10 protein-coding genes are annotated in these 9,910 nt (G+C 44.1%); 4 read left to right on the plus strand and 6 right to left on the minus strand.

Annotation, left to right across the window (positions count from 1 at the left end):
- The first annotated feature begins 143 nt into the window (after positions 1–143).
- The 3 genes from ACVBIL_RS17870 (at position 144) to ACVBIL_RS17880 (ending at position 2,619) form a co-directional block, all read left to right on the plus strand.
- Positions 144–1,643 (plus strand): sodium-dependent transporter, encoded by a 1,500-nt coding sequence (locus ACVBIL_RS17870; protein ID WP_447168306.1) that lies wholly within the window; start codon positions 144–146, stop codon positions 1,641–1,643.
- Positions 1,644–1,663: 20 nt separating this feature from the next.
- Positions 1,664–1,756 carry a MetS family NSS transporter small subunit gene (locus ACVBIL_RS17875; RefSeq protein WP_447168317.1) on the plus strand — a complete coding sequence of 31 codons (93 nt, stop codon included), beginning with the start codon at positions 1,664–1,666 and terminating at the stop codon, positions 1,754–1,756.
- A 167-nt stretch (positions 1,757–1,923) separates the two neighbouring features.
- Entirely contained in the window at positions 1,924–2,619 is a 696-nt protein-coding gene (locus tag ACVBIL_RS17880) for a phosphatase PAP2 family protein (RefSeq protein ID WP_447168307.1), read from the plus strand.
- A 60-nt stretch (positions 2,620–2,679) separates the two neighbouring features.
- On the opposite strand, the gene ACVBIL_RS17885 is transcribed toward ACVBIL_RS17880, so the two are convergent.
- From ACVBIL_RS17885 to ACVBIL_RS17910, 6 genes are all read right to left on the minus strand, one after another.
- Positions 2,680–3,555 carry a multidrug transporter gene (locus ACVBIL_RS17885; RefSeq protein WP_447168308.1) on the minus strand — a complete coding sequence of 292 codons (876 nt, stop codon included), beginning with the start codon at positions 3,553–3,555 and terminating at the stop codon, positions 2,680–2,682.
- Between the two features lie 198 nt (positions 3,556–3,753).
- Complete coding sequence (locus ACVBIL_RS17890) at positions 3,754–5,316, minus strand: AbgT family transporter (protein ID WP_447168309.1); 1,563 nt, start codon at positions 5,314–5,316, stop codon at positions 3,754–3,756.
- A 220-nt stretch (positions 5,317–5,536) separates the two neighbouring features.
- The gene (kdsA, locus tag ACVBIL_RS17895; protein WP_447168310.1) at positions 5,537–6,385 is read right to left on the minus strand and encodes a 3-deoxy-8-phosphooctulonate synthase; all 849 of its coding nucleotides are present in this window, start codon (positions 6,383–6,385) and stop codon (positions 5,537–5,539) included.
- Positions 6,386–6,453: 68 nt separating this feature from the next.
- Positions 6,454–7,722 carry a DUF819 family protein gene (locus tag ACVBIL_RS17900; protein ID WP_447168311.1) on the minus strand — a complete coding sequence of 423 codons (1,269 nt, stop codon included), beginning with the start codon at positions 7,720–7,722 and terminating at the stop codon, positions 6,454–6,456.
- Positions 7,723–7,928: 206 nt separating this feature from the next.
- Positions 7,929–8,717 carry a transglutaminase family protein gene (locus ACVBIL_RS17905; protein WP_447168312.1) on the minus strand — a complete coding sequence of 263 codons (789 nt, stop codon included), beginning with the start codon at positions 8,715–8,717 and terminating at the stop codon, positions 7,929–7,931.
- On the minus strand, positions 8,717–9,112 hold the full coding sequence (locus ACVBIL_RS17910) for a SirB2 family protein (protein ID WP_447168313.1): 396 nt from the start codon (positions 9,110–9,112) through the stop codon (positions 8,717–8,719). The genes ACVBIL_RS17905 and ACVBIL_RS17910 overlap by 1 nt, the downstream gene beginning before the upstream one ends.
- Positions 9,113–9,345: 233 nt before the next feature.
- Between ACVBIL_RS17910 and ACVBIL_RS17915 the strand changes: the two genes are divergently transcribed.
- The gene (locus tag ACVBIL_RS17915) at positions 9,346–9,771 is read left to right on the plus strand and encodes a GNAT family N-acetyltransferase (RefSeq protein ID WP_447168314.1); all 426 of its coding nucleotides are present in this window, start codon (positions 9,346–9,348) and stop codon (positions 9,769–9,771) included.
- Positions 9,772–9,910: the final 139 nt, after the last annotated feature.

Genomic DNA, 9,910 nt, shown 5'->3' on the forward strand with positions numbered 1-9,910 from the left:
AACAGACTGTATGGCAATGTTAACAAAGTAGTTATTTCATAAAGTAAAAGCCCTTCGATTAAGCAAGATCTTCAAAGCTGACTAAAATTAACTCTGTTGGCCCAACTTACAATTGTGTAGTTGGAGAAAGACAGGCGCAACCAATGCAAAGAGAGCAATGGAATTCTAGGACTGGCTTTATTCTCGCCGCTGTTGGCTCAGCCATCGGCTTAGGTAATATTTGGCGTTTCCCTTATATGGCATACGAAAATGGCGGTGGCGCCTTTTTCATTCCCTATCTATTTGCCATGCTCACAGCCGGCATCCCTTTTATGATAATGGAGTTTAGTTTAGGACATAAATATCGCAGCGCAGCACCGACTATATTCGCAAAGCTGGGCTCATCGTTAGGTTTTAGGCTAGAGTGGCTGGGCTGGTTTCAAGTATTTATTGCTGCGGTTATCGCTATCTACTATGTTGCAATTATTGGCTGGGCTATCTCCTATTTAGTCTTCTCTGTTAGTCAAAGCTGGGGCACTGATACTAACGCCTTTTTTTTTAATGAATACCTACAAGTTAAAGACAACTCGCCAACAAAATTAGGCGCTATTCAATTTCATATTGCGATTCCAATGGCTATCGCTTGGAGCATCACAACCCTTGCGGTGTATAGCGGAGTAAAAGCTGGCATCGAACGAGCTAGCAAAATAATGATGCCGTTGCTGTTTATTATGGTGCTGGTATTCATTGGCCGCATAGTGTTTCTTCCCGGTGCTATGGAAGGACTCAATTACCTCTTTAAACCCGACTTCAGTATGATTTTAAATGCAAGCGTTTGGTCAGCAGCTTACGGACAGATATTTTTTTCTTTGAGTGTCGGTTTTGCAATTATGTTGGCCTACTCAAGCTATTTACCTGAAAAGTCAGATATTAATAATAACGCTTTCATGACCGTTTTGATTAACTGTGGCTTCTCAACGTTAAGCGGTATTATGATCTTCGCCGTCTTAGGCTATATGGCTGCGGAGCAAGCTAAGCCCATCACTGATGTTGTTTCATCTGGAGTCGGTTTAGCCTTTGTCACTATACCCGCTGCAATTAATATACTCCCTATCCCTTATATTCTTGGACCGCTGTTTTTCCTCGCATTGGTCGTGGCAGGCATAAGTTCACACATCTCGATTATTGAAGCCGTGGTATCTGCTGTCATCGATAAGTTGGCCATATCGAGAAAAAAAGCTGCGTTATTGGTTTGCGGAACAGGCTTTGTTATCTCGATGGTTTTTTCGAGTCACGGCGGCTTATTATTGCTCGACCTTGTCGATTACTTTATTAATAACATCGCCTTATTATCAAGCTGTTTGATCGAGCTAATCATTGTTGCATGGTTATTTAATATTGCCGATATCCGTGAGTATGCTAACCAATGTAGTGAGTTTAGTGTGGGTCATTGGCTTGTCATTTGTCTACGATTTATCAGCCCAATCATGTTGGCAATGTTATTAGTTAAAAATCTTACTAATACACTCACTAATGGCTATGGTGATTACCCTATTGCCGACCAGCTACTTCTCGGCTGGGGGCTTATCGCAGTGATGTTATTCGCATCCATTTTTATCAGTTTGATATCACGTACTAAGCAAGATAAGGAACCCAAATTATGAGTACTGCTGCGATAATAATGATGGTATTGGCGCTACTTATAACTTGGGGCGGCGCAGGCATTTGCATAGCGATAGCAATGAGAGCCTCGAAGAAAAATGAACCACACGAATAGCCGTTAGAAGTTGATATTTTCTTCTAGCAACAGGCTATCCGCTTAAATGAATAGCTCAACCCTCCCCCTTTACATCGGCTGCCATTATGCCTGCTGTTCACATGAGCTTGTAGTTAGGCCAACTAGTCCATACACTCTCAACAACTCTATTCAAGCCCTATGCATAAATGAATCAAGCAGATAAGCACCGAGTATCCTCAGGTAGCACCCCATTCATCCAGCACCAAGCCTTTTCATTACGTCGCTGTGTATGGATGTACCTAGCTGCAATAAGTAGCATTATATTTAGCGTGCTGTTTTTAGACCGTCCAATATCCACTTGGATGCACAATAATCTTGATGCTAGTGTCATCTTTAAGCCTCTCAGTCAAATGCCGCTACTGTTCGAATGTCTCGCAGGGATCATTATTCTTGCTTGCTTAAATCCCACCTGGCGTAAAAAACTGGCCAGGATGGCGCTCACTTTGGTACTAACCTTAATTTTTGCCAGCATCATCAGAGTCAGCGCTAAATTTATATTTGGCCGAACTTGGCCTGAAACCTGGATTTATACTCAAGCTGGCAGTAACCCGTCCTGGATCCATAATGGCGTCGAAGGGTTTCACCCTTTTACTCTGGGGACGGCCTATAACTCTTTTCCATCAGGGCACGCCCTATTTACTTTCGCATTAGTCAGCGTATTTTGGTGGCGCTTGCCAAAACTGTATTGGTTATGGTTATTAGCTATGTTAGGCGCGGTTACTGGGCAATTAGGGCAAAATTACCACTTTCTTGGCGATCTTATTGCGGGCGCAACCCTTGGGGTATTATGCGCCCAACTATCAATTAAGCTCAGTAAATCAGCTCTCGCATCCAAGTCTTGAATATAATGCCTGAGTTTAACCTTCTAACATAATATTAGAACCTTGTGTTGTTAGTACCAACTAACCCCACATCACCATTATGGCCGCAACGGCAATAAGAAGAAGCCCCATCATATCTTTGATTTTCACCTTATCCTTTAACCAGAATGTAGCAATCAGCAACGTAAAAAACACCTCTATTTGGCCTAAGGTTTTAACGTAAGGCACGGCTTGTAAAGACATGGCGCTAAACCAACCGATTGACCCTAAACAACTCGTGGTACTGGTCAGCAGTGTTAGCTTTGGTCTTTGTAGCAGACCATCAATGGTATTTTTGTCGACGGTATATGAGTAAATAAGCAATACCACCGTCTGAATAGCAACCACAAACAGCAGCACCCAGGCAGCTCTGTGCGGGAACGGCAGATCTAAGCTAAGGCTGGCTTCTCGCACCCATAAAGAGGTTAGCGCAAAAGCGGTGCCGCAAGCGAGGCCAAGTAAGACGGTTGATAACGACAGTTGCTTAACGCCTTGCTTGCTACTCATCATAAACACGGCAATACCGCCAATCAGCACGCCTATCCAACCAAGCAGTGATAAGTGAGTACCGAAAAAAAGCACGCCTAGCATCGCCGCGACTAACGCTTCACTCTTAGCAAGCCCAGCCCCTACGGCAAAGTTTTTCATCTTAAACAACTTCACCATCAAGGCAGTGGCTATAATTTGCATCGCAGACGCGCCTAATACATAGGCACTAAATTTAAGCGTAATAAAGGGTAAACCCACGGGTTTCCAAATATATAGCCCTGCCAGATAGGCTATTGCGATAGGTGTCGCCCAAATAAAGCGCGCTAAGGTCACGCCTGCAATATTAACATCTTTACTCAGCTGGCTTTGAAAGGCATTGCGCCACGCCTGCATAGATGCTGCTAAAAAGGTGAATAAAATCCATGTCATGCAGGTAAGCGCCCAAATCAAAAACGTTATTATGCCTGTAGATGGCAACCTTAGGGCGATTAGTATTAGATATTGAAAATAATGCTTGGTGATAGTGTGAAGCAGTGGCAAAGCCGAGCGAACAAAAAGGGCAACGTCGATACGTTGCCCTTATTCATTACGGTAATTTAGCTCGCTAAACGCTAAGAAACTAGAGCGTTATAGCCCGTAGGTGTAACTAGCACCTAAGCCTAGCGGGAAGCCTAACGCCCAGTAGGCTAGCAACCACACACTCCATATCGACATTAACGCTAAGCTAAACGGTAACATCATAGAGATCAGCGTACCGATACCAATGTTCTTCACATAGCGCTGGCAGTAAACCACCACCAATGGGAAATAAGGCATAAGAGGCGTAATGATATTCGAGCTTGAATCACCCACGCGGTAAGCCGCTTGCGATAAGTCTGGGCTAATATTAAGTTGCATCAACATTGGCACTAACACCGGGCCAATCAATGCCCACTTAGCTGATGATGAACCAACAAACAGGTTCACAAAGCCAACCAGAACAATCATACCCACAACGGTAATTTCTGCTGGAAGGTTCAGAGCTTTAAGACCACCCGCCCCCTCAACAGCGATTAATGCACCTAAGTTAGACGCAGAAAATGCCGCCACAAATTGCGCACAGAAAAAGGCCATCACGATGTAATGAGACATACCACTCATCGATTTAGACATCGCCTGCACCACATCTCCCGACGTTTTAAAGGCACCGGTCATATAACCATATACTAGGCCAGGCAACATAAAGAATATGAAGATGAGTGGCACAATTGACTGCATCAAAGGCGCTTTAAAGCTCGTCAAGGAGCCATTCCCATCTCGCAGCGTTGAAGTCTCAGGCACGGTTAACGAGAAAAAGGCGGCAATTGCCACTACCATGACTAACGTTGCGATACGGAACGCTTTAATCTCGAGTGGTTTTTCCTCTTCCATCGCAGGAAGATCCACCTCTTCACGATTAACCTTATGCGTCCGATTTAGACGTGGCTCTAACACTTTATCAGTTAAATACCAGATAATCAGTGTAATAGGAATACAAGAGGATGCGGCGAAGAACCAGTTGTTCAGAGGGTTGACTTCAATTGTGGGGTCAACAATTTGCGCTGCCGCCTGGGTAAAGCTCTGTAATAATGGGTCAATACCTGAAGGAATAAAGTTGGCACAGAAACCACCCGACACACCGGCAAACGCCGCGGCAATACCCGCAAGAGGATGGCGGCCAACGGTGAAGAAAATCACTCCTGCAAGTGGAATAACCACCACATAGCCCGCATCAGTTGCGGTATGGGAGATAATACCAACCAAGACAACAGCCGGCGTTAAAAATTTAGCAGGAGTGATTTTTAACATGCGCTTGAGCGCAGTGTTAATAAAACCTGAATGTTCAGCAACCCCCACACCCAACATGGCAACCAATACTACGCCTAATGGGGCGAACGCAGTGAAAGTCGTTACCATTGAAGTTAAGAACTTAGTTAGCGCTTCTGCGGTTAACAGGTTATGAACCACAATTGGAGAATTCGTGGTTGGGTCAATGGCATCAAAACTCACGCCCGATAGCAGCGCAGACAGCGCCCATACTGCAAACATCAAAATCAAAAATAACATTGCGGGATCGGGAAGCTTGTTACCCACCCTTTCAATGCCGTCTAATGCTTTACCTAGCATTCCTTGCGGCCCTTCATCTACAAGCGCCTGTTTATCTGTGTTCATCATTCAACCTATTTGTCTGTTTTCTCATATGCCGTCATGCTATTAACCAACCCCTGGCTCATTGCATGACATAACATCAAGTATTTTTTTATAACCTACTAGAATAAAGACTTAGTCTGTATTTAAACTTAAATCGTGTCGCTAAAAACAATAAAACCCTGACGAGGTGCAGGGCTTTAATTTATTTAGCGACCAACAATCAGCGCAAAATGCTTAGCGCTTATTTACTCGTATCGATTGGATCGAATGACTTAACCAGATCATCAACCGCCTTCATCTGTGTTAGATAATTTTCTAACTGATTTAGTGGCAATGCACAGGGGCCATCGCACTTAGCGTTATCAGGATCGGGATGCGCTTCAATAAACAAACCCGCCAAACCAAGTGCCATACCACTGCGGGCAAGCTCAGTTGCTTGAGCGCGGCGTCCACCGGCACTGTCACTACGTCCACCAGGGCGCTGCAATGCGTGAGTCGCATCAAAGATCACTGGGTAGCCCGTTTGCTTCATCTCATCCATACCTAGCATATCAACAACTAGGTTGTTGTAACCGAAGCTTGAACCACGCTCACAAAGAATAATATTGTCGTTACCAGCTTCATTAAACTTAGTGATGATATGACGCATCTCGTGTGGTGCTAGGAACTGCGGCTTTTTCACGTTAATGATCGCGCCGGTTTTAGCCATAGCGACAACGAGATCGGTTTGACGAGCCAAGAAAGCCGGTAGCTGGATAATATCAACCACTTCAGCTACAGGTGCACACTGGTAAATTTCATGGACATCGGTAATCAAAGGCAGATTAAAGGTAGACTTAATTTCTTCAAAAATCTTTAAGCCTTCTTCCATGCCTGGGCCACGGTAAGAGTTTACTGATGAGCGGTTGGCTTTATCGAAAGAAGCCTTAAAAACATAAGGGATCCCTAGCTTTTGAGTAATTTCGGCATAGGTTTCTGCAATTTGCATTGCCAAATCGCGTGACTCAAGTACGTTCATTCCGCCAAACAGCACAAAAGGCTTATCGTTTGCGATTTCAATCGAACCTAAACTAATGATTTTATTGCTCATCAATCTCTTCTCTCTTCGTGAGCCAAGGCCTATGCCTTGGCATTAATCAACTAGGTGTTACTGTCGCGTTAAGTCGCCACAGCTTGTAAAATTTGGCCGCAAATCCATGCCATATAAGTGCCTAAAGCATAGCCTAATACCGCAAGTAGCACACCTACTGGCGCTAATGCAGGATGAAATGCCGCAGCCACAACGGGTGCTGATGCCGCGCCACCAACGTTAGCCTGGCTACCCACTGCCATATAGAACAGCGGCGCCTTAATAACCTTGGCGACGATCAGCATGAAGCTTGCATGCACTAACATCCAAATGATACCGATGGCAAAATACCAAAGGTTATCAGGGTCGGCCAACTTTGAAACATCCATGTGCAGACCAATGGTTGCCACAAGAATGTACAAGAATGCTGTCGCGACTTTTGAAGCTCCCGCCGCTTCAATATGTCGTACTCGTGTAAACGACAAGATTAAGCCTATGGTTGTTACCGTGACGATTAACCAGAAAAACTTAGAGGTTAGGCTGTAATCTCGAGTCCACGGATAATTGGCTTCAAAGAATGGCCCCAATAAATCAGCGACGATATGAGCAAGGCCAGTGACACCAAAGCCTATCGCTACAATCATCATCAAGTCACTCAAGCTAGGAATACGCGCATTCTCGGCATGATACTTTTCAACTTTATCTTTCAGCGCTTCGAGTGCCGTCGTATCAGCACCGGTTTTCGCATCGATCTCTTTCGCTTTTGACGCCATAAACAGCAGGACAGCCATCCAGATATTCGCCACGATAACGTCTACGGTCACCATGATTGAGAAAATATCACCGCCTACATCATAAATTTCTTTCATTGCGGCTTGGTTAGCGCCGCCGCCAATCCAGCTCCCCGCAAGGGTAGTCATGCCACGCCACACTGCGTCTGGGCCTGTAACCCCTAATATTTCAGGGTTTATGGCCGACACAATTAACAAGGCAATTGGGCCACCAATTACAATCCCCACCGTTCCGGTGAGGAACATGATAATCGCCTTCGGCCCTAAAGAAAGAATCGCCTTTAAATCGACACTCAAAATCAATAACACTAAACAGGCTGGTAGCAGGTATCGCGATGCCACAAAGTACAGCTGCGAGGTATTACCATCGATGATATCGAAGGTATTTAATAACGATGGTAAGAAATAACACATCAGCAAAGCCGGAACGAAAGTATAGAACTTCTTCCAAAACGCATTACTGCTATTACTGGTATAAAATACAAAACCAAGCACTACCGCCAAAATACCTAATGCGGTAGCGTCATTCGTCACCAGCGCAGTGGTTACTGAATCTGTACTACTCATGAACTCTATCCCCTTAATATTGGCAATGCTTTGCCTAATTATTATTCTTAAATTCCAATTTGTTGGTGTTACTTTATATATTTTATTATTTTATGACGGCGCTTAGATGCCCTGTTTGCCAGAGCGCGCTCTATGTTAAAACCATAACCCTGCATTACAGCAGCATTATCAACACAAAAGGGCCCGTAAAGGCCCTATTGTGATACTTAATGGAAAGTTTCAACTTCCTCTTTAAGTTCTTTTAATTGCATCTTCACCAGTTCTATCACCGGATCGTGCGGACTGTTTTCCACAAAATGAGTTAAGTCCGCTGCAGCCACACTAATACAACCTAATTGTTGTGCGATAAATGCGCGCTCACGATTTAGGTTTAAATCATCACTGTGCCACTGAAGCAATAAGTTACAACACTCCATTGCGGGCTCAAACTCATGCGCGAGAATACTGCCGGCTTTCATCTCATGTAGCATTCTTGAAATAATCCGTTTTATGCTCGCAGGCTTTAAATAACTCGGTTTGAACTTAGCCGCGTTACCTAGCTCACCGCGAACAAACACGTGTAACTGATGTTTAGTCAACTCTACGCCGTTAAGCGGGTCAATATAACGAATAACATCATCAATTTGGCTACAAAGTACCGTTTGCCCAGGCAATAGCAGTAAGTCCAATTTAAGATCTAACTGTTTTGCCAGTAACATTAATACTGTTGCTAGCGTTGTGCTATTACCCTGTCTTGATGTTAAGCATTTACCTAAGTCAGCAGACTCTGCGCTGTAGTAAGCTTCACGAGTACAAAAGCCTAAATCGTTATAGAACCATTTAAGCAGTCCATTTAAACGCTCGTGCCTATCAACCACATAAAAGCTCAATACTGAGCCAGCTAACTCTAGCCAAGCCCAGTTAGCATTTTTAGCTTTTGAAAAGCCTAAATGCTCAGCAATTTCAAATGCCGTCTCAGGAAGTTGTATTGAGTCATTTAGTGTTAAATCAGTCATTAACCCAATAACACCGCTTGCTTAAACATCGCCAGTTTAGCCGCATAAACGACCCAACCGATGGCGCCTAAGGCTGCAAATACTTTAAATAAGGTACCACGATTCGCTTTAAGCGCTATTGTTGCCAACACGATGTAAGCGGCAACGGCACCTAACTTTTCGGTCAACCAAGGATCAACAAACGGATACTGCTGAATTTGGAAACACAGAACCAGGCCAGAAAGCAGCAACAAGGTGTCGATTACGTGAGGCGCAATTTTAATCACTTTCTTTTGTAGGACTGGCGATTGACGTAAATGCAGTACAAAACGGACTAAGAAAAACAATACGCTAGTCGCGATAAGTGTCATATGCAGGTGCTTAAACGCAGGGTATAAACTGTAAAAAGTTTCCATGAATAAAGGTCTATTAGCCGATAAAGGCGGCTAGTGTACCCCATACCTCAATCCATAACCAATATCAGGCGATGACAACAGGAAGAACTGCATAAAGTTTAATCACAACGGGATTTTACGGCCGTCCCCGTCCTCTATACGAGCTTGTAATTTGGACGAGGTTTAGGGTAGCGTAGTGGCCTTAATGTGCAGCTAAATACTAAGCAGCTGCTAATAACACCGAGGCATGATTGATGACCAACAGGGCTCAGTTTGTTGTAGATGACAGCGATGAATTTGCCGATGCAGTTAAACGCAAAATCGTAGAATTTAATTGGCAACATTGGGAAGTGTCTGAAAGGCTGCCTTTAGGCTTAAAATTAGAAGCGGAAGATGGTCAATTACTCGCGGGTTTTTCTGGTAGAACCTTCGGCAATTGGTTGATGATCGACAATCTATGGGTCGATGAGAGTTTGCGAGGGCAAAATATTGGCCATCAACTACTGACTAAGGCTGAAGCTATCGCCTTAGGTCGCGGCTGCTGCTCTGCGATTTTAGATACCCTAAACTTTCAAGCTAAACCGTTTTATGAAAAACGTGGCTATCAACTAAAGTGGACACAACAGGCCTATCCTAAAACAGGTTGTAAGCACTTTATGATTAAACAATTGTCGACATGAGTTTAATCCAGCGACGAAAGTAGATGGCTTAGCACTAAAAATAAAAAAGACACTATCAATAGCAATGCCGATCGTTTAAGAGGACTTGACCGATCCTGCAGATGAAAGATAATCCCTACCAGTATTCTGGTGGGGATTT

Source organism: Shewanella sp. 125m-7, from assembly GCF_052977045.1.

Bases quoted from the DNA above. Each gene is read 5' to 3' on its own strand.
- ACVBIL_RS17880 (WP_447168307.1), top strand. From the start codon at position 1,924: ATGAATCAAGCAGATAAGCACCGAGTATCCTCAGGTAGCACCCCATTC.
- ACVBIL_RS17870 (WP_447168306.1), top strand. From the start codon at position 144: ATGCAAAGAGAGCAATGGAATTCTAGGACTGGCTTTATTCTCGCCGCT.
- ACVBIL_RS17905 (WP_447168312.1), bottom strand. From the start codon at position 8,717: ATGACTGATTTAACACTAAATGACTCAATACAACTTCCTGAGACGGCA.
- ACVBIL_RS17915 (WP_447168314.1), top strand. From the start codon at position 9,346: ATGACCAACAGGGCTCAGTTTGTTGTAGATGACAGCGATGAATTTGCC.
- kdsA (WP_447168310.1), bottom strand. From the start codon at position 6,385: ATGAGCAATAAAATCATTAGTTTAGGTTCGATTGAAATCGCAAACGAT.
- ACVBIL_RS17910 (WP_447168313.1), bottom strand. From the start codon at position 9,112: ATGGAAACTTTTTACAGTTTATACCCTGCGTTTAAGCACCTGCATATG.
- ACVBIL_RS17900 (WP_447168311.1), bottom strand. From the start codon at position 7,722: ATGAGTAGTACAGATTCAGTAACCACTGCGCTGGTGACGAATGACGCT.
- ACVBIL_RS17885 (WP_447168308.1), bottom strand. From the start codon at position 3,555: ATGACATGGATTTTATTCACCTTTTTAGCAGCATCTATGCAGGCGTGG.
- ACVBIL_RS17875 (WP_447168317.1), top strand. From the start codon at position 1,664: ATGGTATTGGCGCTACTTATAACTTGGGGCGGCGCAGGCATTTGCATA.
- ACVBIL_RS17890 (WP_447168309.1), bottom strand. From the start codon at position 5,316: ATGAACACAGATAAACAGGCGCTTGTAGATGAAGGGCCGCAAGGAATG.